Annotated in this window: 24 protein-coding genes and 1 riboswitch; of the genes, 6 read left to right on the top strand and 18 right to left on the bottom strand. The window is 75.0% G+C overall.

The annotated features are described in order from the left end of the window. The first annotated feature begins 148 nt into the window (after positions 1-148). Positions 149-898: an SAM-dependent methyltransferase gene (locus tag MJ876_RS06365; RefSeq protein ID WP_240235388.1), complete on the top strand. Its 750-nt coding sequence runs from the start codon at positions 149-151 to the stop codon at positions 896-898. Positions 899-927: 29 nt separating this feature from the next. Beyond that, complete coding sequence (locus MJ876_RS06370) at positions 928-2,079, top strand: glycosyltransferase (RefSeq protein WP_240235389.1); 1,152 nt, start codon at positions 928-930, stop codon at positions 2,077-2,079. A gap of 136 nt (positions 2,080-2,215) precedes the next feature. Here the strand turns inward: MJ876_RS06370 and MJ876_RS22135 are convergent, their stop codons facing one another. From MJ876_RS22135 to dacB, 12 genes are all read right to left on the bottom strand, one after another. Continuing rightward, positions 2,216-3,304 (bottom strand): GNAT family N-acetyltransferase, encoded by a 1,089-nt coding sequence (locus tag MJ876_RS22135; protein WP_240235390.1) that lies wholly within the window; start codon positions 3,302-3,304, stop codon positions 2,216-2,218. Positions 3,305-3,330: 26 nt separating this feature from the next. Further along, on the bottom strand, positions 3,331-4,026 hold the full coding sequence (locus MJ876_RS06380) for a hypothetical protein (protein WP_240235391.1): 696 nt from the start codon (positions 4,024-4,026) through the stop codon (positions 3,331-3,333). Positions 4,027-4,036: 10 nt separating this feature from the next. Beyond that, on the bottom strand, positions 4,037-4,555 hold the full coding sequence (locus MJ876_RS06385; RefSeq protein ID WP_240235392.1) for a DUF3180 domain-containing protein: 519 nt from the start codon (positions 4,553-4,555) through the stop codon (positions 4,037-4,039). After that, entirely contained in the window at positions 4,552-5,121 is a 570-nt protein-coding gene (gene folK, locus MJ876_RS06390) for a 2-amino-4-hydroxy-6-hydroxymethyldihydropteridine diphosphokinase (RefSeq protein WP_240235393.1), read from the bottom strand. The genes MJ876_RS06385 and folK overlap by 4 nt, the downstream gene beginning before the upstream one ends. Further along, positions 5,118-5,525, bottom strand: a complete 408-nt coding sequence (gene folB, locus MJ876_RS06395; protein WP_374202459.1) for a dihydroneopterin aldolase — start codon at positions 5,523-5,525, stop codon at positions 5,118-5,120. The genes folK and folB overlap by 4 nt, the downstream gene beginning before the upstream one ends. A 17-nt stretch (positions 5,526-5,542) precedes the next feature. Next, positions 5,543-6,370 (bottom strand): dihydropteroate synthase, encoded by an 828-nt coding sequence (folP, locus tag MJ876_RS06400; protein WP_240235478.1) that lies wholly within the window; start codon positions 6,368-6,370, stop codon positions 5,543-5,545. A gap of 64 nt (positions 6,371-6,434) precedes the next feature. Further along, positions 6,435-7,049, bottom strand: coding sequence for a GTP cyclohydrolase I FolE (folE, locus tag MJ876_RS06405; protein ID WP_240235395.1), 615 nt, complete (start codon positions 7,047-7,049; stop codon positions 6,435-6,437). A 7-nt stretch (positions 7,050-7,056) separates the two neighbouring features. After that, the gene (gene ftsH, locus MJ876_RS06410; RefSeq protein WP_240235396.1) at positions 7,057-9,108 is read right to left on the bottom strand and encodes an ATP-dependent zinc metalloprotease FtsH; all 2,052 of its coding nucleotides are present in this window, start codon (positions 9,106-9,108) and stop codon (positions 7,057-7,059) included. A gap of 126 nt (positions 9,109-9,234) precedes the next feature. Then, positions 9,235-9,789 (bottom strand): hypoxanthine phosphoribosyltransferase, encoded by a 555-nt coding sequence (gene hpt / locus MJ876_RS06415; protein ID WP_240235397.1) that lies wholly within the window; start codon positions 9,787-9,789, stop codon positions 9,235-9,237. A gap of 11 nt (positions 9,790-9,800) precedes the next feature. Next, positions 9,801-10,841 (bottom strand): tRNA lysidine(34) synthetase TilS, encoded by a 1,041-nt coding sequence (gene tilS / locus MJ876_RS06420; protein WP_240235398.1) that lies wholly within the window; start codon positions 10,839-10,841, stop codon positions 9,801-9,803. Positions 10,842-10,851: 10 nt separating this feature from the next. Continuing rightward, positions 10,852-11,913 carry a zinc-dependent metalloprotease gene (locus MJ876_RS06425; RefSeq protein ID WP_240235399.1) on the bottom strand — a complete coding sequence of 354 codons (1,062 nt, stop codon included), beginning with the start codon at positions 11,911-11,913 and terminating at the stop codon, positions 10,852-10,854. 50 nt (positions 11,914-11,963) lie between these two features. Next, complete coding sequence (gene dacB, locus MJ876_RS06430) at positions 11,964-13,463, bottom strand: D-alanyl-D-alanine carboxypeptidase/D-alanyl-D-alanine-endopeptidase (RefSeq protein WP_240235400.1); 1,500 nt, start codon at positions 13,461-13,463, stop codon at positions 11,964-11,966. Between the two features lie 128 nt (positions 13,464-13,591). On the opposite strand from dacB, the gene MJ876_RS06435 reads away from it, so the two are divergent. Next, positions 13,592-14,080, top strand: coding sequence for an inorganic diphosphatase (locus tag MJ876_RS06435; protein WP_240235479.1), 489 nt, complete (start codon positions 13,592-13,594; stop codon positions 14,078-14,080). A gap of 41 nt (positions 14,081-14,121) precedes the next feature. Here MJ876_RS06435 and MJ876_RS06440 read toward each other — a convergent pair whose 3' ends face one another. From MJ876_RS06440 to MJ876_RS06465, 6 genes are all read right to left on the bottom strand, one after another. Further along, entirely contained in the window at positions 14,122-14,796 is a 675-nt protein-coding gene (locus MJ876_RS06440) for a class I SAM-dependent methyltransferase (RefSeq protein WP_240235401.1), read from the bottom strand. A gap of 16 nt (positions 14,797-14,812) precedes the next feature. Next, on the bottom strand, positions 14,813-16,849 hold the full coding sequence (locus MJ876_RS06445) for an acyl-CoA dehydrogenase (RefSeq protein ID WP_240235402.1): 2,037 nt from the start codon (positions 16,847-16,849) through the stop codon (positions 14,813-14,815). A gap of 76 nt (positions 16,850-16,925) precedes the next feature. Next, on the bottom strand, positions 16,926-17,996 hold the full coding sequence (locus MJ876_RS06450; protein ID WP_240235403.1) for a phosphatase PAP2 family protein: 1,071 nt from the start codon (positions 17,994-17,996) through the stop codon (positions 16,926-16,928). A 55-nt stretch (positions 17,997-18,051) separates the two neighbouring features. Further along, positions 18,052-19,068, bottom strand: a complete 1,017-nt coding sequence (locus MJ876_RS06455; protein ID WP_240235404.1) for an ABC transporter ATP-binding protein — start codon at positions 19,066-19,068, stop codon at positions 18,052-18,054. Between the two features lies 1 nt (position 19,069). Then, the gene (locus MJ876_RS06460) at positions 19,070-20,719 is read right to left on the bottom strand and encodes an iron ABC transporter permease (protein ID WP_240235405.1); all 1,650 of its coding nucleotides are present in this window, start codon (positions 20,717-20,719) and stop codon (positions 19,070-19,072) included. Positions 20,720-20,738: 19 nt separating this feature from the next. Beyond that, positions 20,739-21,839: a thiamine ABC transporter substrate binding subunit gene (locus MJ876_RS06465; protein ID WP_240235406.1), complete on the bottom strand. Its 1,101-nt coding sequence runs from the start codon at positions 21,837-21,839 to the stop codon at positions 20,739-20,741. Continuing rightward, positions 21,833-21,940, bottom strand: a riboswitch (TPP riboswitch). Its footprint overlaps the gene before it by 7 nt. 917 nt (positions 21,941-22,857) lie before the next feature. On the opposite strand from MJ876_RS06465, the gene MJ876_RS06470 reads away from it, so the two are divergent. The 3 genes from MJ876_RS06470 to MJ876_RS06480 are packed head-to-tail and all read left to right on the top strand — an operon-like array spanning position 22,858 to position 25,172. Further along, positions 22,858-23,802 (top strand): alpha/beta hydrolase, encoded by a 945-nt coding sequence (locus tag MJ876_RS06470; protein WP_240235407.1) that lies wholly within the window; start codon positions 22,858-22,860, stop codon positions 23,800-23,802. Then, complete coding sequence (locus MJ876_RS06475) at positions 23,799-24,281, top strand: GNAT family N-acetyltransferase (RefSeq protein WP_240235408.1); 483 nt, start codon at positions 23,799-23,801, stop codon at positions 24,279-24,281. Before MJ876_RS06470 ends, MJ876_RS06475 begins: the two co-directional genes overlap by 4 nt. A 54-nt stretch (positions 24,282-24,335) precedes the next feature. After that, positions 24,336-25,172, top strand: a complete 837-nt coding sequence (locus MJ876_RS06480) for a hypothetical protein (protein WP_240235409.1) — start codon at positions 24,336-24,338, stop codon at positions 25,170-25,172. Positions 25,173-25,177 lie beyond the last annotated feature (5 nt).

Here is a 25,177-nt window from a genome sequence, read left to right on the forward strand (position 1 = left end):
CCCTCCGACCACCCCCGACGGCGCCGGGGGCCGGGATGGGTACCGGACGAGCACTGCGTGACGAGTGCGACGTCCACGGTAGTGCGACCCGGACGGGGCAGGTAGGCGGATCGGGTGTGACGCTCGCGACTCCGTATCGTCGGGGGCGATGACGACCAGTCTCGGGATGCCGGCGCTGCCCCCGCCGAGCGAGCCCACGTGGAAGCAGGCGTGGGACGCCGCCCTGTTCGGCGAGGAGGGGTGGCTGCGCCGTCAGCCCGCCGTCCTGCGCCACCCCCGGGGCGAGCTCGTGGAGCTGGTCGCGCGGCACACCCCGGACGAGGTGGTCCTGCTCGGCGCGGCCGGTGCCCTGGCGCCGGACCTGGCGTCCTCGCTGCCGGGCACCTCGGTGCGGTTCGACCTGCCCGACGGCTTCGGGGGCCTGGTGCTGGCCGTCGACTGGCTCTCCCACGTGCCGGCGCACGTCGTCCAGGTCGCCGACGACGGCTTCCCGGTGTTCGTGCACGTCGACCCGCTGTCGGGTCGTGAACGGCTCGGCGGCAGGCTGAACGAGACCACGGTGCCGCAGAGCATCGGACGCTGGCTCACCGAGTGGTGGCCTGTCGCCGACCACGGCCCCGGCGCCCGCGCCGAGGTGGGGACCGGGCGGGACGCCGCGTGGCGCGACGTCGTCCGGCGGTTGCGCGGGGGCCGCGCCCTCGCGATCGACCCCGGTCACGAGGCGGAGAGCCGGCCCCGGCTCGGCTCGCTGCACTCCCCCGCCCCGCAGGAGGTCGGGCCCCTGGTCCCGGACGGTCAGCGCGACCTCGCCGCCGCCGTCGCGTGGGACGCCGTGGCCGCCTCGGTGGGCGGGCGCGTCGTCGCCGACGGGCCGCTGTCGCGGGTCGAGGTCGGCTGAGCCGGGCCTGGCCCCACTAGCCTCTCCGGGTGCGCCTGCTGCCCCGCGCGCTGCGACCCCGCCGCGCGCCCCTCGTCTCCGTCGTGGTGCCGGCGTACGACGTCGAGACGTACCTGCCCGCGTGCCTCGACAGCATCCTCGCGTCGACCCACCGCGCGCTCGAGGTGCTCGTGGTGGACGACGGCTCGCCCGACCGCAGCGGCGAGATCGCGGACGGCTACGCCGCCCGCGACGACCGGGTCCGTGTCGTGCGGCGCCCCAACGGCGGCCTCGGCGCCGCGCGCAACACCGGCACCGCGGCCGCCACCGGCACCTACCTGGCCTTCGCGGACTCCGACGACGTCGTCCCCCCGACGGCGTACGCGACGCTGGTCGGCGCGCTGGAGGCCAGCGGCTCGGACTTCGCGACCGGGTCGTGCGTGCGGTGGGAGGCCGACGGGCTGCACGAGCCACCGTGGATGCGGCGGTTGCACAGCCCGCCGCGCCGGGGCGCGACCGTGGCGGAGCACCCGGAGCTGCTGGGCGACGTGTTCGCCTGGAACAAGCTGTTCCGCCGGTCGTGGTGGGACGCGGAGGGCCTCTCCTGGCCGGAGGGCGTGCGGTACGAGGACCAGCCGACCACCACCCGCGCCTTCCTGGCCGGCCGCTTCGACGTGCTCGACGAGGTGGTCTACCACTGGCGGATCCGCGCCGAGGGCACCTCGATCACCCAGCAGCGCTCGTCGCTGGACGACCTGCGCGACCGCGCCACGACCAAGCTCGACTCGCTCGCCGCCGTGCGCGCCCACGGGGACCCGGGCGTCGAGGCCGTCTTCCTCGACCGGGTGCTCGCGGGCGACCTGCACCGCTACTTCGTCGAGGTCCCCGGCTGCGGCGACGCCTGGTGGGACCTGCTGCGCAGGATGGTCGCCGACGTCTGGGGCGACCGGTCGCTGACCGGGTCCGGCCTCCCGCCGGTCCATCGCCTCGTCGGCTGGCTAGTCCAGGCCGGCCGTCGCGACGACGCCGCCGCGGTCATCACCTGGTTCCGCGGGCTCGACGGGCCCGCCCCGCGGACCGCCCTACGACCCGGGGAGCCGGACCCCGCCGGCTCCGGGGTGCGCCTCGACGTCCCGGCGTCGGTGCTGGAGCCCGGGTCCGTGCCGCCGTCCGCCCTCGCCGTCCGCCCGCACGAGGCCTGAGCGCCGGGTCAGGAGACCCGGGGCCAGACCGGTCCCCCTCTCACTGGGTCTCGACCCGCAGTCGCGGCCTCGCAGGCTCGCCCGCGCGCTCGCTCGACCGGTGCCGCGTCACGGCCTCGCGAGCTCGGCCGCGGCGTCACACCTGCACGTCGCGGTGCCAGGACTGGGTGCGGTACTTCGTCTCCCAGCCCATCGAGGTGTAGAGCCCGTCGGCGCCGGTGGGCGAGTCCGCGTCGACCTCGAGGCCGACGCGGTCGCGACCACGGCGGGCGGCGTCGGCGATGACGGTGCGCAGCAGGCCCTTGCCGACGCCCCGGCCGCGGGCGTTGCCGAGGACGCCGATGTAGTCGACGTACGACGCGTTGGGGGCGCCCTCGTTCTCGACGACCGTGCCGACGAGGGCGCCGGCGGGCTCCCAGCCCTGCTCGCCCTCCAGCTCGGCGAGCCACCAGTGGTGCCAGCGGTGGCCGGGGTCCTCGCGCAGGCGGTGCAGGAACTCCGCGAAGGACTCCTCGCGCGAGTTGAAGTGGTCGAGGAAGGCGCTCTCCAGGACGTCGTGGACGGCGCGCAGGTCGTCGTCGTCCGGCATGGAGCTGCCCTCGCGGTCGACGAGGCGGAAGACGACGCCCTCGGCCTCCCACCGGGCCGGGTCGTCGACGAGGTCGGCCTCGTCCGGCGTGACGGGGCGGCTCATCTGCCACCAGGTGCGGGTGTGGGTGTAGCCGGCGCCGGCGAACCACCGGTGCTGGCGCTCGTCGTCCGCGAAGGCGCCGGCGTCGATCTGCTGGACCTCCAGCTCCCGCGCCTCCCCGAGCGCCCGGGCCTGCGCCTCCGCCCACCCGAGCAGGACGGCGCTGCAGGCCTCGGCCTCGGCGGGCTCGAGGTCGCGGGCGACGACGTGGTCGTAGATCATCCGGTTGACCGCCCGGTCCTGCGCGGAGCCCCAGGCACGGACGACGCCGGCCGGGTCCCGCAGGACCAGGTTGGCGTGGGTCAGCTCGGCCGCGGGCGAGCACCGCACCACGATGTCGTCCTCGCCGGCGCTGGCCCAGCCGCGAGCCCCCTCCTCGTGGGCGCGCAGCAGCGCGACGAGCTCCGTCGTCAGGGCGTCGGAGCCGGGACCGGGGTCCTCGACCGTCCAGCCGTCCGGGAGGGTCGGGGTCTCGGGGACCGCCTCCTCGACGTCCTGCACGAAACGGGGCTCATCGGGGAGGTCGTCGGTCACGGCGCTAGATCATGCCGTACGACGCCTCAGGCGCGGCGGCGACCGCCGGGCTCGGAGCGCCACAGCAGCAGCTCGTGGCGCAACCCGTCGCGCTCGACCTCGAGCTCGTTGATGCGGGTGTGGGCCTCGGCGAGCGTCTGGGCGGCCGCGGCCTCGGACGACGCCAGGCGGCGCTCGAGCCCGTCGGCGCGGGACGACTCGTCGCGGGCCAGGACCTCGACGCTCTCGAGGCGGTCGCGGGTGACCTCGAGCTCGGTCTCGACCGCGGCCAGGCGACGCTCGCGACGGTCCAGGGCGGCCTCGTGGGCGTGGACGGTGGCCAGGTGCTCCGCGGCGGTCCGCTCGGTGTCGTCGAGGCGGTCGCGCATCGTCGCGGTGAAGCGGGCGTTCTCGCTGACCCGCTCGTCGGTGATGCCGCGGTACTCCTTCGCGAGCCGCGCGCGCTCGGCCCCGGCCTCGCGGCGCGTCAGCAGCAGCTCGAGGTGGGTGGACCGCGTCGCGGCCGCGCCCAGGGCGAGGACGACGAGGCCGGCGGCCACGGGCCACGGGGTGGCGGTGTCCAGCGTGATCGCGACGACGACCGCGGCCACGGCGACGACGGCCGCGAGGACGAGGAGCAGCACCGCGCCGACGAGGCGGGCGCTGCGCGGACGACGGCGGGCCGAGCCCGCAGGCGTCGCAGGGGTCGGGGAGGAGGACGGGGCGGCGCCGGCGATGGCCATGCCAGGCAGGCTAGGCGTCGGGGTCCTCGGATCGGACGCGACACGCACGCTCGAGCACGAGTCCTGCCACCACCACGGCCGCTGCGGCCACGGCCGCCGCGGCCGACCGGGCGAGCCGCTGGTCGGCCAGCTCGGTGCCGAGACCCACCCACGACAGCGCGTAGCCGGCGTACCCCCCGGCCACCAGGGCGCCGCCGACCGCGCAGGCGCGGGCCATCACGAGCCGGTTGACGGCGCGGTGCGGCTCGAGGCGACGGGCCGGGTCGGTCAGGGAGCGTCGGGTGGCGACCGCGGTGAGGACGAGGATCCCCGCGACCACGGCCAGCACCAGCACCGAGGCCCACGGCACCAGCGGGGGCACCCGGTCCAGCGCCGCGGACCCGGGGCGGACCAGCCACCCGAGGACCAGGCCCGCCGCGACCGCCGAGGCGGGGGCGGCGGGGCCCAGCGGGCGCATCGCCCGCGGGTCGGGCTCCTCGGGTCCGGACCCGTCGGGCGCGTCGGGGTCCTGCGGGCCCGGGAGGGTCACTGCAGGTCGAGGGCCAGGTCGTCGCGCTTGGTGACGCCGTGGCGGTCGGCCTTGCCGAGCAGGTCGGCGACCTGGCCGTGGCCGGGGATCTCGGCGTCCGGCTCGAGGTCGTACCAGGGCTGCAGCACGAAGGCGCGCTCGTGGGCCTTCGGGTGCGGCAGTCGCAGCCAGTCCTCGTCGCTGCGGCGGTCCCCCACCACGATGAGGTCGACGTCCAGGGTGCGCGGGGCGTTCTTCACCTCGCTGCGCTCGCGGTCGAAGGTGTCCTCGATGGCCATGGCGCGGTCCATGAGGCGCGCGGCCGACAGCGTGGTGTCGAAGAGGACGACGGCGTTCAGGTAGAGCTCGGAGCCCTCGGGGGCGTCGACGGGGACGGTCTCGTACACCGGGGACACGTCGGTCAGCCACACCTCGGGGGTGTCGGCCAGCGCGTCGACGGCGCCCTGCAGGTTCGCCAGGCGGTCACCCAGGTTCGAGCCCAGCGCGACCACCGTCCGGCGGATGGGGTGCATCTCGCCGGTGAGGGTGTCCGTGCTGATCATGTGCGGGTTCGGGGTCTCGGTCACGCGTCGGCCCTCTTCCGGGTGATGGTCAGCGCGACGTCGGAGAACGTCGCGTCGATGGGCGCGTCCGGCTTGTGCACCGTGACCCGCACCCAGGCCACCGGTCCCGCTGCCAGGCAGAGGTCCGCGACGCGCTGGGCGACGGTCTCGATGAGGTCCACCGGATCGCTTTCGACGGCGGCCTTGACCGCCGCCACGAGAGTTCCGTAGTCCACGGTGTCGTGCAAGTCGTCGCTCGCCGCGGCGGGCGCGGTGTCGAGCCCCAGCGTCAGGTCGACGCCGAAGACCTGCCCGTCCCGCTTCTCGTGCTCGAGGACCCCGTGGTGGCCCCAGCACTCGATGCCGCGCACGGTCAGCTCGTCGGCGACGCCCGTGGAGTGCGCGGGCGCGACGACGGGGTCCGAGATCGAGGTCACAGGGCGCATCATGCCCTGTCCGGGGCGGCCTGCCGCCAGCGGCGTACGACGGCGACGGCGTCGAGGGTGGCCCGGACGTCGTGGACCCGCAGCCCCCACGCCCCCGCCTGCGCGGCGAGGGTGCTGACGGCGACGTTCGCGGCCTCCCGCTCCCCCACGGAGCGCGGGGCGCCGGTGTCGGGGTCGGCCAGCAGCGAGCCCAGGAAGGACTTGCGGCTCGCGCCCACCAGCAGGGGGCGGCCGAGGGCGGAGAGCTCGTCGAGGGCGGCGAGCAGGTCCCAGTTGTGCTCACCGGTCTTCGCGAAGCCCAGCCCGGGGTCGAGGACCACCCGGTCCTCGGGGACGCCGGCCTTCGTGGCCGCCGCGAGGCGGTCACCGAGCTCGGCGACGACGCCGCCGACCACCCCGCCGGGGCCGTCGTACGACGCGAAGCCGGTCATCTCGTGGCTGTGGGCGCGCCAGTGCATGGCGACGTAGACCAGGTCGGCGTCCGCCCCGGCCACGACGTCGAGGACGCCGGGATCGGCGAGCCCGCCCGAGACGTCGTTGACGACCGTCGCGCCCGCCTCCACCGCGGCCGCGGCCACCTCGGCGCGCATCGTGTCGACCGAGACCGCGACGCCGTCGGCGGCGAGGCCGGCCACGACGGGCAGCACGCGGTCGAGCTCCTCGGCGACGTCGGGACGCCGGGCACCCGGGCGGGTCGACTCGCCCCCGACGTCGACGAGGTCGGCCCCGTCGGCGGCGAGACGGCGTCCGTGGGCCAGCGCGGCGTCCACGTCGGCCCAGCGACCGCCGTCGGAGAACGAGTCGGGCGTGACGTTCAGGACGCCCATCACCCTCGGCCAGCCCCGCGGCGCCAGCAGCGGGTGGACGCCCGTCCGCTCGCTCACCGGCGCCTCACCGGGCCTGGTGGATGAGCGCCATCGCCTCCTGGCGGGTGGCGGCGCGGTGCATGATGCCGCGGACCGCCGAGGTCACCGTGCGCGCCCCGCGCTTGCGGACCCCGCGCATCGTCATGCACAGGTGCTCGGCCTCGATGACGACGATCGCGCCGCGCGCCTCGAGGACCTCCATGAGGGAGTCCGCGACCTGGGTGGTCAGCCGCTCCTGGACCTGCAGGCGACGCGAGTACATGTCGACGAGGCGGGCCAGCTTGGACAGACCGGTGATCTTGCCGGACTCCGCCGGGATGTAGCCGACGTGCGCGACCCCGGTGAAGGGGACCATGTGGTGCTCGCACAGCGACCACAGCTCGATGTCGCGGACGAGCACCATCTCGTCGTGACCGAGGTCGAACGTCGTGGCCAGCACCTCGTCGGGCGCCTGGCGCATGCCGGCCGTGAGCTCGGCGTACGCCCGGGCGACGCGGGCGGGGGTCTCCCGCAGCCCCTCGCGCTCGGGGTCCTCCCCGATCGCGGCGAGGAGCTCGCGGACGGCGGCCTCCGCGCGGGCGTGGTCGAACGGCGGCACGGAGGCGGGGTCGACCGCCGGGGTGTGGACCGGGTTGGTCACGCCGGGCTCACCTGGTCCCGTCGACGCCCGGGTCGCCGTGGACGTCGCCGCCGGGCCCCGGCGGGCTGATGACCACGCCACCGCCCTCGGACTCCTTGCCGAGGTCGACGCCGGGCCCCGCGCCGTTCGCCTTGACCCGGTCGCGGATCTCCTGGGGGATCTCGACGGGCGGGATCTCGGACGGCCGACGCTGCGGCGAACCGGTCCAGGCCGGGCGCTCCTCGACGCGGCGCAGCGGCTCGAACACCGCGGCCACCTGCGCCTTGTCGAGGGTCTCCTTGTCGAGCAGGGCGAGCACCAGGGCGTCGAGGACGTCGCGGTTGCGCTCCAGCGCGTCGTACGCCTCCTGGTGGGCGGTCGCGAGCAGCTTCTTGACCTCCTCGTCGACCGCGGCGGCGGTCTGCTCGGAGTAGTCGCGGCTGTGCCCCATGTCGCGGCCGAGGAACGGCTCGGAGTTGTCCGAACCGAGCTTGACCGCGCCGAGGCGCTCGGTCATGCCGTACTGGGTCACCATCGCGCGGGCCAGGTTCGTGGCCTTGTCGATGTCGTTGCCGGCGCCCGAGGTCACGTCGTGGAAGATCAGCGCCTCGGCCGCCATCCCGCCCAGCATGTAGGCGAGCTTGTCGAGCATCTCGGAGCGGGTCTGGGAGTACTTGTCCTCGTCGGGCAGCACCATCGTGTAGCCCAGCGCACGGCCCCGCGGCAGGATCGTCACCTTGTGCACCGGGTCGGTGGTCGGCATCGCCGCCGCTACCAGGGCGTGGCCGCCCTCGTGGTAGGCGGTGATGAGCTTCTCCTTCTCGCTCATCAGCCGGGTACGGCGCTGCGGGCCCGCGATCACGCGGTCGATGGCCTCGTCGAGGGCCTCGTTCGTGATCCGCTTCGCGTTGTCGCGGGCGGTCAGCAGGGCGGCCTCGTTGAGCACGTTGGCGAGGTCGGCGCCGGTGAAGCCCGGCGTCCGGCGGGCGACCGACATGAGGTCGATGCCGTCGGCGATCGGCTTGCCGCGCGAGTGCACCTCGAGGATCTTGTGGCGGCCCTTGAGGTCGGGGGCGTCGACCTGGATCTGGCGGTCGAAGCGGCCGGGGCGCAGCAGCGCGGGGTCGAGGACGTCGGGCCGGTTGGTCGCGGCGATGAGGATGACGCCGCCGCGGACGTCGAAGCCGTCCATCTCGACGAGCAGCTGGTTCAGGGTCTGCTCGCGCTCGTCGTGACCGCCGCCCATGCCGGCGCCGCGGTGGCGGCCGACCGCGTCGATCTCGTCGATGAAGACGATGGCGGGGGCGTTCTCCTTCGCCTGCTCGAACAGGTCGCGGACCCGGCTGGCGCCGACACCGACGAACATCTCGACGAAGTCGGAGCCGGAGATGGAGTAGAAGGGGACGCCGGCCTCGCCCGCGACGGCGCGCGCGAGCAGCGTCTTGCCGGTGCCGGGAGGGCCGTAGAGCAGGACGCCCTTGGGGATCTTCGCGCCGACGGCCTGGAACTTCGCGGGCTCGGAGAGGAACTCCTTGATCTCGCCGAGCTCCTCGATGGCCTCCTCGCAGCCCGCCACGTCGGCGAACGTCGACTTCGGCATGTCCTTGCTGATGAGCTTCGCCTTGGACTTGGCGAACTGCATGACGCCGCGGCCGCCGCCCTGCATCTGGTTGAAGAAGAACAGGAACAGGGCGACGATCAGCAGGATCGGCAGCAGCGTGAGCAGGAGCGACCCGAAGACGCTGGGCTGGGGGTTCTCGGAGGTGGAGGACTCGATGTCGCCCGACTCGACCTGGGCGTCGACCGCGTCGATGATCCCTTCCTGCTGGCCGTCGACCCAGTACGCGACGACCTCGTTGCCGCCGTCGCGGTCGACGTCGTCGTCCAGCGTGGCCTGGATCTGCTGGTCGCCGTCGACGAAGGTGATCTCCTTGACCTGGCCGGCCGCGATGTACTCCTCCATGCGCGAGGTGGAGATCTCGTCCTCACCGCCGCCGGGGGCCAGGAAGTTCAGGGCCAGGAGCACGCCGGCCACCGCCAGCACGATCCACAGCCACGGACCCTTGAACGCTCGCTTCACGAAGTCCTTCTCGCCTTTGTCTTCTCAGACGGGCCCGGGGGCCGCTCGTCACGGATGAGGAGGTCGACGGTACCCGGCGCCACCGACACAGGCCCATCCTCTCAGGCGGCGCTCAGGAGGGCCTCCTCAGGAGGAGTAGACGTGCGGCGCGAGCGTGCCGATGTCGCGGAGGTTGCGGTAGCGCTCGTCGTAGTCGAGCCCGTAGCCGACGACGAACTCGTTCGGGATGTCCCACCCGACGTACTTCGGCTCGACCGGCATGGCGAGCGCCTCGGGCTTGCGCAGCAGCGTGGCGATCTCGACCGAGGCGGGGTTGCGGCTCGACAGGTTGGAGATCAGCCACGACAGCGTCAGCCCGGTGTCGATGATCTCGTCGACGACGAGCACGTGGCGACCGGAGATGTCGGTGTCGAGGTCCTTGAGGATGCGGACGACGCCGCTCGACTTGGTGCCCGAGCCGTAGGAGGAGACGGCCATGAAGTCCATCTCGAGGTGGCGGTCGAGCGCCCTGGCCAGGTCGGCCATGACCATGACGGCGCCGCGCAGCACGCCGACCAGCAGCAGGTCGCGGCCCTCGTAGTCGGCCTTGATCCGCTCGGCCATCTCGGCCAGCCGGCCCTGGATCTGCTCCTCGGTGAAGAGGACGTGCACCAGGTCGCCCTCAACGGCGCTCGTGTCCATGGACGACGAGGCTACGGCCTCCGGTCGTCGTCCGTCGCCGGGGTCGGCGGTGGGGCCGCCAGGTGGATCATCCCGTCGCGCCGCACGACCCGCAGCGGGCCCGGGAGGTCGGCCCAGCGCTGGCCGTGCCAGTCCACGACCAGGGCCTCGGCGCCGAGCACGTGGACGTGCGCGAGCTCGGCGGGCGGGGCCCCGGCGGCCAGCGCAGCGCGGTGCAGCGCCCGGCGCCGCAGCGGTCCCGGGGCGGCGGCGAGGACGCCGGCGGCGTAGGTGTGCTCGCCGGGCCCGCCCCGGGCCGCGTCGGCGCGGAGGGTCTCGGCGAGGTCGTCGAGCAGCTCCATGTCGCCGCGCAGCTGCTCGCCCGTGCGGGCCAACGTCTGGGCGACCCCGGGCCCGAGCTCGGCCTCGAGGAGCGGCATGAGGGTGCCGCGCACCCGCGAGCGCAGGAACCGGGGGTCGGTGTTGTGGGGGTCGTCCCACCAGGTCAGGCCGAGCGCGCGGCAGGCGCCCTCGGTCTGCGCCCGGGCGACCTCGAGCAGGGGCCGGGCCACGAGCACCCCGCCGTCGTCGTACGACGGGCGCATGCCGGCGACGCTGCGCCCGCCGCTGCCGCGGGTGAGGCCCATCAGCACGGTCTCGGCCTGGTCGTCGCGGGTGTGGCCGAGCAGGACGGCCTCGGCGCCGAGGTGGGCGGCGGCCTGGCCGAGGACGGCGTACCGGGCCTCGCGGGCGGCGGCCTCGGGTCCCCGGCCGTCGGGGACGACGCCGACCCGGGCGGTCATCGTCTCGTCGACCCCCAGGGCCGCGAGCTGCTCGACGACGCGGGTGGCGCGCTCGGCGGAGCCCTCCTGCAGGCCGTGGTCGACCGTCACCCCGACCACGCGCACCGCGAGGTCGCGGGCCTCGGCGACGGCCGCCGCCGCGAGGGCGAGCGAGTCGGCGCCCCCGGAGCACGCGACCAGGACGGTCGCGCCCGGCGTGCGGGCCGCGAGCACCCGTCGTACGGCGCCGCGGACCGCCGCGACGGCCCGCTCGTCGGGTCCCCTGCTCACGGGCGGGCCCTCACAGGACGCGGGCGACCCACGCCTCGGGCGCGGCGAGGTCGGCGCGGGTCGGGAGGTTCTCGGGGGCCGCCCAGACGGCGTTGAAGCGCTCCATCCCGACCCGGTCGACGACACCGCGCACGAAGGCGGCGCCGTCGCGGTACTGCGCCATCTTCGCGTCGAGGCCGAGCAGGCGGCGCAGGAGCCGGTCGAGGGTGCCGACCCCGCCGCGGCGGGCGTCGAAGCTCTTGCGGATCCGCCCGACGCTGGGGATCACGCGGGGGCCGACGCCGTCCATGACGACGTCGGCGTGACCCTCGAGCAGGGACATCACGGCGGTGACGCGGTCCATGATCTCGCGCTGCTCGGGGGTGCTGACGAGGTCGAGCAGGCCGGCGCCGGAGCCCTCGCCGCGCAGCGACTCGGAGAGGCGCTTGAGGCCGTCGCCGGCGACGAGGTCCTTGACCGTGGAGGTGTCGACCGTCTCGCCGAGGCTGCGGACGAGGTCGAACAGGTGACCGCGCAGCCACGGAACGGCGGTGAACTGCACGCGGTGGGTCTCCTCGTGCAGGCAGACCCAGAGGCGGAAGTCGGACGGGTCGGCCTCGATCTCGCGCTCGACGTGGACGACGTTCGGCGCGACCAGCAGCAGGCGTCCGCCGGGCTCGTGGAACGGGTCGTACTGGCCGAGGACCTTGCCCCCGAGGAAGCCGAGCATGACGCCGACCTCGGTGCCGGTGACGCGGGAGCCGACCGCCCGGGCCACCGGCCCCGGCGCGCCGCGGCGCTCGGTCAGCTTGTCGACCAGGGGCTCCATGACGGTGGCGAAGCCGTCGGAGGTGGCCTGCACCCAGCCCGCCCGGTCGACCACCAGCACCGGCGGTCCGGCGTCGTGGGTGTGCAGGCCGGTGAACTCGGCGACCAGGCCGGTGCTGCGGGTCGCGCCCGCCCGGAGCTCGGCCACGGCGCGGCGGGCCTCGCCCGGGTCGACGGCCGGCCCCTCCCCCGCGAGGCGCGAGCCGACCCGGACCGCGAGCTCCCAGTCGACCATCCCGGGCGCCGTCGCTGTCTGTGCTGCCATGCCCCGAGCCTAGGGCGCCCCCGTTGCGCGCCACGCCCGAGTCGACCCTGCTAGCGGCCGCAGGCGCAGGCGGCGAGGTTGGTGACGGCCCGCTCGATGGCACGGATGGCGAAGGCGGTGCGGGCCTCGGGGATGCGGTCGGCGACGACCGAGTAGAGGAGCACCGTGCCGTCGGCGGCGGTCACGACGCCGGCGAGGCCGGAGACGCCGGTGAGGGTGCCGGTCTTGCCGCGGGCGGCGCCGAGGGCGACCGGGTCGACGGTGTCGAACCGGAACTCCAGCGAGCCGGTGAAGCCGGCGACGGGCAGGCCGGTGAGGACGGCGCGGAGCTCGGGGCGTCCGGGACGGCCGGCGACCGCCAGGGTGTCGAGGAGGGCGGTGGCGGTGAGGCGGTTGGCGCGCGACAGCCCGCTGCCGTCGTTCAGCTCGCTGCCGGCGAGGTCGATCCCGAGCCCGTCCAGGGTCGCGGTCACCGCACGGGCCCCGGCCGCGAAGGAGCCCTCCCCCTCGACCTCCAGGCCGACCTGGTGGGCGAGCACCTCGGCCACCTCGTTGTCGCTGGTCTCGACGAGGTGCTCGACGAGCCGGTCGACGGGCATCCCGGCGACGCGGGCGACCTCGTCGGCGCCGCCCGGCGCGGGGCGGGAGCGCACCGCCCCGGTCACCCGGACGCCGGCCTCCCGCAGCGCGTCGGCGAAGGACCGGGCCGCCTCGAGGGCCGGGTCGGAGGCGCGGACGCCGTCCGGCCGGACGCCGCGGTCGGCCCACAGCGCCGAGATCGGCGAGACCACCCCGTCGGGCAGGTAGTCGGCCTCCCACGTCGGGCTGGACGCCGGCCCGGTGAAGAGGGACGCGTCGTAGGACACCTCCACCCGGCGCACGCCGTCGGCGCGCAGGGCCTCCGCGGTGCGCTGCGCGAGCGTGCGCAGGTCGGCGCGGGGCGGGTCGCCGACCTCGGCGTCGGGGTCGGGCACCCGCTCGAGCAGCGGGTCGCCGCCGCCGACGAGCGTGATCCGGCCGCGCTGCGGGCTCACCACCCGCGTGGCGAAGCGACGGTCCGGCCCGAGGGCCTCCAGCGCCGCGGTCGAGGTCAGCAGCTTGGTGGTGGACGCCGGGATCGCCGCGTCGCGGTCGCCCGCGAGCACCGCGGGGCTGCCGTCCAGCGCCGCCACGCCCGCCACGACGTGCGGGCCCAGCGACCGGTCGGAGAGCGGACGGCGCAGGGCGGTCCGCACGGCGGCGGGGTCGAGGCCGTCGGCGGCGGGGCCGGGGACGTCGCGGGCGACGGGCGCGGGCTCCCTCAGCGGCGGCAGGTCGAGGCCCGCGGGCGGCTCGACCCGGGCGGGCTCGGTGGCGGGGTCGGGCGCGGGGTCCGCCCGCAGCCGGTCCAGCAGCTCGTCGACCGGCCCGGGGCGCCACCACAGCAGCCCGGCGAGCACCGCGGCCACGACCACGAGCGCGGTCGCCACCCACCAGCGGGCGGCGCCGTCCTCCCCCGTCCGGGGCCCCGGTGGGCGCACGGATCGGCGCGGGCTGCGCTGGGCTGGCACGTCGCTCCTGCCGGTCGGGTTCGGGCCGGGAGCCATTGTGCGGGAGGATGGCCGCACCATGACCCCCGGACCCGCGGCTGCGGCGTCCGGACGGTCCCGAGGGTTCGGCTGACGTAGGAGTGGACGTGCTGGAGTTCGACGTGCTCGTGGAGATCCCCAAGGGCGAGCGCAACAAGTACGAGGTCGACCACGAGTCCGGGAGGCTCCGGCTGGACCGGATGCTCTTCACCTCGACCCAGTATCCGGCCGACTACGGCTACATCGAGAACACGCTGGGCCAGGACGGCGACCCGCTGGACGCGCTGGTGCTGCTGCAGGCGCCGACCTTCCCCGGCTGCCTGATCGCCTGCCGCGCGATCGGCATGTTCCGCATGACGGACGAGGCCGGCGGCGACGACAAGGTCCTCTGCGTGCCGGCGCACGACCCGCGCCACACCCACATGACCGACATCAGCGACGTCTCCGACTTCGACCGCCTGGAGATCCAGCACTTCTTCGAGGTCTACAAGGATCTCGAGCCCGGCAAGTCCGTCGAGGGCGCCAACTGGGTGGGCGTCGAGGAGGCCGAGCGCGAGGTCCGCGCCAGCTTCGACCGGTTCAAGCCCGGCGCGCACTGAGCCGGCACGACCCCTGGGCAGGGGCCCGGTCGCGCCGGGCCTCAGCCCTTGGTGGCGCGGAAGTAGACCAGTGCGCCCGAGGTGCGCACGGTGACCCGGCGCATCCCGCCGGCGCGCAGCCAGCCGTGAAGCTCCGAGCGTGAGCACATGGGGCCGAGGATCCCGGAGGCGCGGCCGACGCGTCGTCCGGCCTCGTAGCGCCAGCCGGTGTCGGTGAGGAACGCGCTGCCGACGAGCTCGCCGCCCGGCCTCAGCACCCGCGTCATCTCGACGACGGCCTCGCGGGGCTCCGGGAAGCAGTGGATGCCGGTCAGGCTCAGCACCCGGTCGTACGACGCGTCGTCGTCCGGGAGGTCGGCGACGTCGGTCTCGCGGAACGTCACCTGGTCGGTGACACCGAGCCGCTCGGCGGCCCGCCGGGCGCGCTCGAGCATCGCGGGCGAGATGTCCGCGGCGACGTAGTCGAGCCCCTGGTCGGGCCGCAGGCCCCGCAGCGCGATGCCGCCGCCGCAGGGGACGTCGAGGACCCTCGACCCCGCGGGCAGGCTCGACAGCGACCCGACGGTCTCGTGCAGCAGCCGCTGGTCGCTGCCGAACCCGACGCGCCAGAACGGCGCCCCGAACGCGGGGTGGTTGACGCTCGCCTCGTAGACCGTCGCCCACAGCGGGTCGGTCTCCCACCCGCCGAGGACCTGGCCCACGACCGGCAGCCTCATCGCGCGGACCCGCGGCTCAGCGCGTGGGCTGCTCGTCGAGCAGGTCGGCGTCCAGCAGGTCGGGCGAGCGGAGCACCGGCTCCGGGACGCCGAAGGCGTGCACGAGGTCGACCGCGACCGGGCGGACCCGGCGGCACAGCGAGCCGATCTCCTTGGTGATCTGCTTGCTGCGCTGCACCGAGAGGCGGCCGTGCTCCATGAACCACGCGCGGTCGGCCTCGATGCCGGTGAGCGCGTGCAGGTCGCACAGCAGCTTGAGCACGTCGCGCTCGGGGGTCTCGGGCAGGCTGCGGACCTTGGCGACGAAGTCCTCGAGGACCAGGCGCTCCACGTGGGCGCGGGCGGCGGCGATGACGTGGTCCTGCACCCGGGAGAAGACCGCACCCGGGTTGTGGCCGGCGTCGATGCCCCGCTTGAGCCGGCGCGCGACGCCGGAGACGAGGTGCTCCTCGCGGAAGCGGAACATCGCGAGCTGGTAGTCGGGGTCGAAGACGTGGGCCTGGTCCGACCAGTCGTCGCCGCCGGGCAGGACGTCGCGGATCCGCTCGACCAGCTTGTGGACGGCGGTCCGCTCGATGACCGTCTCGACGGCGAGCTCGCCGACGAAGCGGGCCATGTCGAGCTGGTTCATGTCCTCGAACTCGCTCGCGTAGCCCGTCAGCAGGCCCTTGGCCACCAGCTGCAGGAGGACGTGGTTGTCGCCCTCGAAGGTGGTGAAGACGTCGGTGTCGGCCTTGAGGGCGGCGAAGCGGTTGACCGAGAGGTAGCCGGAGCCACCGCAGGCCTCGCGGCACTCCTGGATGGTGCGGGTGGCGTGCCACGTCGCGAGCGCCTTCGTGCCCGCGGCGCGCGACTCGAGCTCCCGCTGCCGCGACTCGGTCTCCTCGGAGGGGTCGACGCCGGACATCAGGTGCAGCTCGCCGGCCAGCTTCTCCTGGGAGAAGTGCAGCGCGTAGGTGCGGGCCAGCAGCGGCAGCAGCCGGCGCTGGTGCATGCCGTAGTCGAGCAGCAGCTGCTCGCGCTCCGGGTCCGTGGCCTCGAACTGGCGGCGCAGGTCGGCGTACCGGACGGCGAGGGTCATCGCGACCTTCGAGGCGCCGATGCCGGCGCCGCCGACGGAGATCCGGCCCTGCACGAGGGTGCCGAGGGTGGTGAAGAAGCGGCGGTCGGGGTTCTCGATCTCGGAGCGGTAGACGCCCTGGTCGTCGACGTGGGCGAAGCGGTCCAGCAGCGCGGAGCGCGGCACGCGGACCTGGTCGAACCACAGGCGCCCGTTGTCGACGCCGTTCAGGCCCATCTTGTGGCCGCAGTCCTCGATGCGGACGCCGGGCGCGGGCTCGCCGTCCTGGCGGATCGGGACGACGAGCGCGTGCACGCCCTCGTTCTTGCCCGCCACGTGCAGCTGGGCGAACACCACGGCGAGCTCCCCGTGGGCGGCGGCGTTGCCGATGTAGTCCTTGCGGCCCAGGTCGCCGTCGGTGGTGACGACGAACTCGTCGGTGTCCGCGTCGTACGTCGCGTGGGTGCGCAGGGCCTGGACGTTGGAGCCGTGGCCGGACTCGCTCATCGCGAAGCACCCGAGCAGCTCGCCGGAGATCAGCGGCCGCAGGTAGGCGTCGTGGTGGTGCTTCGTCCCGAGGTGCAGGATCGCACCACCGAAGAGACCGAACTGGACGCCGGCCTTGACCAGCAGCGACAGGTCGCCGTACGCCAGGGTCTCGAACGCGGCGATGGAGGCGCCGACGTCCTCGCCGCCGCCGTACTCGGCGGGGAAGCCCATGCCGGTCTGGCCGGACTCCGCCATGGTCAGCAGGAGCTCCTTGACCCGGTCGCGGTAGTCGTCGACGGACAGCGTCTCGGCCTCGCTGAGGATCGAGGCGTGCTCGGCGAGGTTCTCGCGGACGAGGTCGCGCACCTCGGCGTACCGGCCGTCGAGGACGCGCTGGAGGGCCCGGACGTCGAAGGCCGGACGGCTGGGGTCGACGGTGGAGGACCCGCTGTCGCGGTCGTCAGCCTGGTCGAACGGGGTGGGCTGGACGGTGTCGGTGGCCATGGACCAACGCTACTGCCGGGTAGGCCTCGGCGTCAGTGATCTGTAACTCAGAGTTACACACAGATTCGCGCCCGAACTAGGACGAGGACCTGGACACCGTGTCCACCGGGATCTTCGAGGTCGTCGTCGTCGGGTGGCTCGACCGGCCCTGCCGGTCGAACTTCTGCCCGCTGGCGAGGCCGCCGAGGTAGAAGGAGATCAGCGCGATCATCACCCCGCCGATGTCGTCGGCCACGTAGTGCCAGCCGAAGTAGAGGGTGGCGACGATGGTGATGCCGAAGTTGACCCAGAACAGCCAGTGCACGAGGCGGTTGCGGATCGTGTACTGCGCCATGAGGGCCCACAGCAGGGTGATCGCCGTGTGCAGGCTGGCGAAGCCGGCCACGCCCTGGATCGCGTTCTCCAGGTCGTCGTACAGGAAGGTGGACCTCGCGTCCGACAACGAGTCCATCAACCCGCTGGTGCCCGTGTCGTAGTTGTTGATGTCGGTGTAGAGCCAGGGGTACTCGAAGCCCGGCCCGAGCGTCGGGAGCATGTAGTAGGACGCCGTGCCGAGCGTCCAGGCGAGGACCTGCGAGGTCGCGAACCAGTACCCGAACGAGATGTTGCGCGACCAGATCGCCCACCCGGTGACCGCCAGCGGGACCAGGGGCAGGTACCAGAGGTAGACCGACGACAGCAGCTGCGCGATCCACTCGTAACCCAGCAGGGAGTGCAGGACGACCGCCGGCTCGTTGCCGAAGAAGAGGAACTGGTCGATCTGGTGCAGCTCGCGGTCGAACATGTAGTCGCGGCCCAGCACCTCGGGCAGGAACGACTTCAGGTTCCGGTAGGCCACGTAGGTGACGTAGAAGCTCGTGACGCCGAGCACGACCAGGACGATGCGGTCGCGGGTCCAGTGGGTCCGCCAGCGCTCGGTGACGATGGGCCACATCTTGCGCGGGTCCAGCCGGGAGTACCACAGGGCCCGGGGCACCATGTCGAGCGCGAGCGCCCCGAGGATCAGCAGCGGGCCGCGGGCCCACGCCGGCCCGAGGAAGCCCTCCGGGTCGACGAAGCTGCGGTCGAGGTGGTGCGCGGTGACCAGCGCCAGGGCCAGCATGCCGACGGTGACCCCGACGAGCAGGGCGTAGGCACGGCGGTACACCCGGTGCAGTGTAGGGAACCCTCCCCCGCGACCGGCGAACCCGTTCAGGTGTCTCTCAGGCGGGACGTCGCTCGGCGTGCGGCAGCGGCGCGAGGCGCGCGGGGTCGACCACGAGCCGCACCGTGGACCCGGGCGCGGGCAGGGCCTCGGCCGGCGAGACCGCGTCGAGGCGGCCGATCCCCTCGACGTCGACCTGGAGACGGGCCAGCTCCGGCGTGGCCGCCGCGGTGAGGACGGTCCCGCGCAGCCGGGTCGGCTCGGCCGGGCCGGCCACCCGCAGGGCCGAGCGGCGCAGGGCCACCGCGGGGGCGTCGACGAGACCGCCCGCGGCCAGCACGGCGTACGCCGGGTGGCCCGTCAGCACCCGTGCGTAGCCGAGGAACAACGCGGCGTCGGCGTCGGCCGGGGCGCGCCAGACGTCGGCGACCTTCCCGGTCTGCACCACGCGCCCGGCCCGCAGGAGGGCCATCCGGTCGGCCACCGCGAACGCCTCCTCGTGGTCGTGGGTGACCAGGACGGCCGTGGTGCCGGCGCTGGCCAGGATCTGGCGCAGGTCGCCGGCGAGCCGCTCGCGCAGGCCGGCGTCCAGGGCCGAGAGGGGCTCGTCGAGCAGCAGCAGGCGGGGTCGGACGGCGAGGGCCCGGGCGAGGGCGACGCGCTGCTGCTCCCCGCCGGACAGCGTCGAGGGCAGGCGGTCGGCGTACCCGGAGAGGCCGACGAGGCGCAGCAGCTCGTCGACGCGCTCGGCGACCTCGGCGGCCGGACGCCGCCGCAGGCGCAGCGGGTAGCCGACGTTGCGCGCGACCGAGAGGTGGCCGAAGAGCTGGCCGTCCTGGAACATCAGCGCGAAGCCGCGGCGGTGGGTGGGCACACCGGTGACGTCCTCACCGTCGGCGATGACCCGTCCGGTGCGCGGCGGCTCGAGCCCGGCGACGGCGCGCAGCAGCGTCGACTTGCCGCAGCCGGATGGCCCGAGCACGGCCAGGACCTCCCCGGCGGGCACGGACAGGTCGACGTCGACGACGGCGTCGACGCCGTCGTAGGCGACCGAGAGACCCTGCACCTGGAGCACGTCAGAACGCTCCCACGCTCGGCACCCGCAGGCGCTCGACGGCCAGCACGACGAGCGCGGTCACGGCGGCGAGCACGACGGCGGCAGCAAGCGCCATCCCGTAGTTGCCCTCGCCGGGGCGGCCCAGCAGCCGCACGATGACGACCGGCACCGTCGGGGCCTCCTCCCGGAACAGGAACGCGGTCGCGCCGAACTCGCCGAGCGACACCGCGAAGGCGAACCCGGCCGCGGCGAGCAGCGGCTTCCACACGACCGGCAGGTCGACGACGAGCAGGCTGCGCAGCGGCCCGGCGCCGAGCGAGGCGGCGGCCTGGCGCTGCCGGGGGTCGACCGAGGCGAGGACGGGGGCGAGGGTCCGCACGACGAGCGGCAGGGCGACCAGGGCCTGCGCCACGGGCACGAGCAGCGGCGACGAGCGCAGGTCCAGCAGGCCGGAGTCGAGGGTGACCAGCAGGCCGAAGCCGAGGGTGACCGCGGAGACGCCGAGCGGCAGCATGAAGAAGGCGTCGAGGCCGGAGCGGACGGTCCGCTCGAGCCGCCCCCGGGAGCGCTGGGTGACGACCACGGCGACGAGCAGCCCCAGCAGGACGGACATCCAGGTGGCGTCGACCGCCGTCCGCAGCGACACCGCGAGCGCCTCCGTGACGGGGACCGCGAGGGCGCCGGAGCTGCCGCGGGTCTGCAGGGCGAGGTAGTTGTCGAGGCCGTAGCCGTCGGCGGTGCGCAGCGAGCCGAGCACCAGGGTCGCGATCGGCACCGCGGCCAGCAGCAGCGCCAGGCCGGTGACGACGAGGGCGGGCGCGTCGGAACGGCGGACGGCGCGCGGCCGGGGCGACGTCCGCCGCGCCCGGGGGTCGGCGGTGGCGCGCAGCCGCTGCGCGAGGCCGAGCAGGACGGCGACCACGAGCAGCTGCAGGACCGACAGGGCGGCTGCGCCCTCGAGGTCCAGCAGGCTCGTGGTGAGCAGGTAGATCTCGGTCTCGACCGTGGCGTACCGCAGGCCGCCGAGGGTGAGGACGACGCCGAAGGCGGTCGCGCAGAACAGGAACACCACGCTCGCGGCCGACACCACGGCCGGGCGGAGCGCGGGCAGGGTGACGGTCCACCAGACCTGCCAGGGCGTCGCGCCCAGCGCCGCCGCGGCCTCCGCCGGGCGGGGGTCGAGGGACTCCCACGCGGCGCCGACGGCGCGGACGACGACCGCGACGTTGAAGAACACCAGCGCCAGGACCACCGCGACCGGCGTCCCGTCGAGGCCCAGGAAGCCGAGCGGCCCGGCCTCGCCGAGCAGCTCGCGGAACGCCACCCCGACGACCACGGTCGGCAGGACGAACGGCACCAGCAGCAGCGCCCGCAGCAGCCGTGCCCCCGGGACCGCCAGCCGGTGCAGCACCCACGCGGTCGGCAGGCCGAGCAGCAGCGACCCGGCGGTGCCCGCGGCGCTGGTGGTGAGGGTGAACGCGAGCACCCGGGCGGTGCGCTCGCGGGTGAGGACCTCGAGCGCCCCCGACGGGTCGAAGGAGCCGCCGGGCCACAGGCCCCGGCCCAGCATCCCGACGACCGGCAGCACGAAGAAGACCGCGAGCACCGCCACCGGGACGACGGCCAGGGCCAGCAGGCCCGCCGTCCGCCGCAAGCCCGCCCGGTTCATCGAGGCGTCACCGGGGGCCTCATCGGCTCGTGACGTCGCTCCACTCGGCGAGCAGGTCGGCCCGCTCGGAGGCGACCGCGGCCGGGTCGAGCGCGTACGACCGCTCGGGGCGCTCCGCGAACCGGGCCCAGTCGCGCGGCAGGTCGACGTCCTCGCGGACGGGGAACACGTACATGGACGTCGGCAGCTCGGCCTGGACCCGGCTGCTGAGCAGCCAGTCGACCACCCGGGCGCCGCCGACGGGGTTCTCGGCGCCCTCGAGCACGCCGGCGTACTCGACCTGCTGGTAGCAGGTGTCGAGCAGCGCGGCGGTCGTCGTCCGCTCGCCGTCACCGGTGAGGGTGAACGCCGGGGAGGAGTCGTAGGAGACGACGATGGGCCGGTCGCCCTCGCCGCCGCCGGCGGTGAAGTCGACCTGGTAGGCGTCGGACCAGCCGGGGACGATCTCCACGCCGTTGGCGACGAGGTCCTCCCAGTACGACGGCCACTCCTCGCCGTACGCGTCGACGGTCGCCAGCAGGAACGCGAGGCCCGGGCTCGAGGTGGGCGCGCCGGGGACGACCATGAGGTCGCGGTACGCCGGGTCGGTGAGGTCGTCCAGGGAGGCCGGGGGCTCCTGGTCGCGGTCGGCGAACCACTGCTCGTCGACGTTCACGCAGACGTTGCCCTCGTCGATCGGCACCAGACGCTCCTCGCCGGGCAGTGCGAACCCCTCGGCCCCGGGCGGCAGCGCCCCGTCGTACGGCGCGAACACGTCCTCCTCCAGGGCGCGGGAGGCGAAGGTGTTGTCGACGCCGAAGGCGACGTCGCCGATCGGCTCGTCCTTGGTCAGCACGAGGCGGTTGGTCAGCGAGCCGGCGTCGCCGGAGGCGCGCTGGACCAGGTCGATGCCGGACTCGGCCTCGAAGTCGGCGACCAGGCGCTTCGGCAGCGCGTAGGAGTCGTGCGTGACCAGCACGACCCGCCCCGTGCCGTCGTCGCGCTGGGCGTCGGTGACCTGGTCGGGGTCGTCGTCGGCGGCCAGCAGCGTGCAGCCGCTGAGCAGCGTCACGGAGGTGACGAGGGCCGCGAGACGCCCGAGGGCCGGGCGTCGTGCGGCGGGTCCGGTGCGTGCGCGCATGAGGGTGGACTCCCTTCGCCGGTGTGAACCGGAGCAGGTTCGGAGGGTCTGCGGCTCGTCCGCACTCTCAGCACGTCACGCGTGCTCCCCTGTCTGGACCTCCACCCTACGTCGGGGCGTCCGCCGGACCCGCACGCGCCCGGGCGGTGGCCGGTGGTCGCGGCGCCTCGGGTGGTCGAGCAGCACGCGAGCGCAGCGAGCGCGCGTCGTCGAGACCACGGCGACGGGTCTCGACAGGCTCGACCGACGGCGGTGGGGCGACTCCCGGTGGTCGAGCAGCACGCGAGCGCAGCGAGCGCGCGTCGTCGAGACCACGGCGACGGGTCCCGACAGGCTCGACCGACGACGGTGGGGGTGGTGACCCGGGTGGCCGGCGGTCGCGGCGCCCCCGGTGGTCGAGCAGCACGCGAGCGCAGCGAGCGCGCGTCGTCGAGACCACCGCGACGGGTCCCGACAGGCTCGACCGACGGTGGTGCGGGTGGTGGCCGGTGGTCGCGGCGCTTCCGGTGGTCGAGCAGCACGCGAGCGCAGCGAGCGCGCGTCGTCGAGACCACGACGACGGGTCTCGACAGGCTCGACCGACGGCGGCGGGGGTGGTGGCCGGTGGTCGCGGCGCTTCCGGTGGTCGAGCAGCACGCGAGCGCAGCGAGCGCGCGTCGTCGAGACCACGGCAAGGGGTCTCGACAGGCTCGACCGACGGCGGCGGGGGTGGTGGCCGGTGGTCGCGGCGCCTCCGGTGGTCGAGCAACACGCGAGCGCAGCGAGCGCGCGTCGTCGAGACCACCGCGACGGGTCTCGACAGGCTCGACCGACGGTGGTGCGGGTGGCCGGGCCGGAGTGGGGGGGGGGGGGGGGGGGCGGGGGGGGGGGGGGGGCGCGAACCTCAACCGCGCCCGTGTCTGCGCGCGCCCTCCCCCCCCCGCCCCCCCCCCCCCCCCCCCCACACTTCCCCCGAGACGTGCGGACCAGGGCTCGACCACCGGTGGGGTGGCGGTGGGGGCGGTCCTAGAGTGTGCCGGTGCCGACGACCCCGAGCCTGCGCCACGAGCTGCTGGCCGAGGTCGTCCCGCGGCTGAGGCGGGCGGGCGAGGTCGTCGACGAGCCGACCGAGCGGGCGCGGGTGCTGGCGCGGAAGGCGACGCGGTCGCCGGGGCTGCCGACCGTCGCGGTGCCCGGGTTCGCGCGGCGCTTCTCCGTGGTGGAGGAGGAGGTCGACGGCGCCACCGGCCCGTTCCCGGCGTACTCCTTCAGCCCCCGGGGCCTCGAGCCGGTCCGCACGATCCTCTACCTGCACGGGGGCGGCTACGTGCACGGGATCGACCCGTTCCAGGTCCGCTACGCCGCCCGGCTCGCGAGCGCCCTCGACGCGCGGGTGGTGATGCCGGCGTACGCCACCGCGCCGGAGCACACCTGGCGCGAGTCGTACGACGGCCTCGTCCGGCTCGCGCAGCGGCTGCTGACCGGGCGCGTGCCGGTGACCCTGGTCGGCGACTCCGCCGGCGGCGGCCTCGCGCTGGCGCTCGCGCTGAGCCTGCGCGACCGCACCCCGGCGTCCGGAGGCGCCTCGCCGGACCGGCTCGTGCTGCACTCCCCCTGGGTCGACCTCACCCTGAGCGCGCCGGACACCGAGGCCGTCGCGGAGACGGACCCGTGGCTCTTCCCCGGCAAGGCCCGCGTCTGGGCGCGCTGGTGGGCCGGCGAGGACGACGACCTCGCGCGACCCGAGCTCAGCCCGGGCCTCGGCGACCTGCGCCGCCTGCCGCCCACGCTGATGCTGTGCGGGGGCCGCGACATGCTCGCCCCCGGCTGCCGGGCGCTGGCGGACCGCGCCCTGGTCGCCGGCTGGGACCTCACCTACGTCGAGCGCCCCGGGCTCATCCACGTCTTCGGCCTGCTGCCCGGCCTGCCCGAGGCCCGCCAGGCGATGCGCGCCGTGACCCGCTTCCTCGGGGCGCGCCGGTGAGCGGCGACCCCGCGGGGCAGGACGTGCGCGTCGACGTCCTGGGCTTCGACGAGCTCGACGGGCCCACGGCGTACGCGGTCTGGCGGCTGCGCCAGGACGTGTTCGTCGTCGAGCAGGCGTGCGCCTACCCCGACCTCGACGGCCGTGACGACGAGCCCGGCACCCGCCACGTGCTGCTGCGCGCGGCCGACGGGAGCGACGGGGCCGACGGTCCGGGGCGCCTGGTCGGCTACCTCCGGGTCCTCACCGACCCCGACGGGGTGCGGCGCATCGGACGGGTCGTGCTGCACCGTGACGCCCGCGGACGGGGCCTGGCCGACCCGCTCGTGCGGGCGGCGCTCGCCGAGGTCGGCGAGAGCCCCTCACGGCTCGACGCCCAGTCGCCGCTGGCCCGCTTCTACGCAGGCTACGGCTACGAGGTCTCGGGGCCCGAGTTCCTGGAGGACGGTATCCCCCACGTGCCCATGACCCGCCCCTGACCGGGTTCGGGCAAAACCCGGGCGGGACGACGGCCCGGGCCCGACCATGAGGGGGTGACCCGCTCCCTCGCCCCCGCCCTGCTGGGCCTCGTCGTGACCGGCGGCCTGCTCTCCGCCGGCGCCGCCCCCGCCATGGCGGAGCCCGTGGCCCCCGCCCCCACCACGACCCACCTCGCGGTCCACGCGGACGAGCTCATCGCCACCGTCGAGGACGCCGCCGGCACGACCCCGACCGGCCGCGTGGTGTTCCGCGTGGACGGCGAGCGGCTCGGCGTCGCACGCCTCGTCGCCGACCCCGAGGCCGGCGTGGCCCACGCGGTGCTCCAGCGCCGGGTGCGGGCGACGGGCGCCCCGCTCGACATCACCGCGGCCTACGCCGGGCACGACCGGCACGCGGGGTCCACCGAGTCCTACCGGCGCACCGACCCCGTCGTCGAGGCCGTGGTGACCAGCACCGGCCGTCCCAGCGCCTCCGGCTGGTACCGCACGCCGACCGTCGTCACCTTCCTCTGCACCGCCGGCTCGGCGTACGCCGCGTGCCCCGCGGCGGTCACCAAGAACGCCACGCGGGCCACGTCGGTGGTGCGCCGGACCCTGCGCGCCGACGACGGCGGTCGGGCCCGGGTGGAGGTCACCACCCACCGTGTCGACCCGTGGGCCCCGCGCCTGGCGGTGTCCCGGGTGGGCGAGGGTCCCTACCCGAGGACGGCGCGACCCGTCCGGTGCACCGCGACCGACACCCGCTCGGGCGTGCACGGCGGCTGCCGCGTCGCGTACGGCCAGGTGGTCCGCACCGAGGGCGGCCGCGCGGTCCGCTCCTGGACGGCCCTCGCCACCGACAACGCCGGCAACCGGCGGGTGCGTCAGGGGTCGTTCGCCATCCACCGCTGAACCGG

The organism is Nocardioides sp. CFH 31398 (assembly GCF_022436705.1).
GTDB lineage: Bacteria > Actinomycetota > Actinomycetes > Propionibacteriales > Nocardioidaceae > Nocardioides.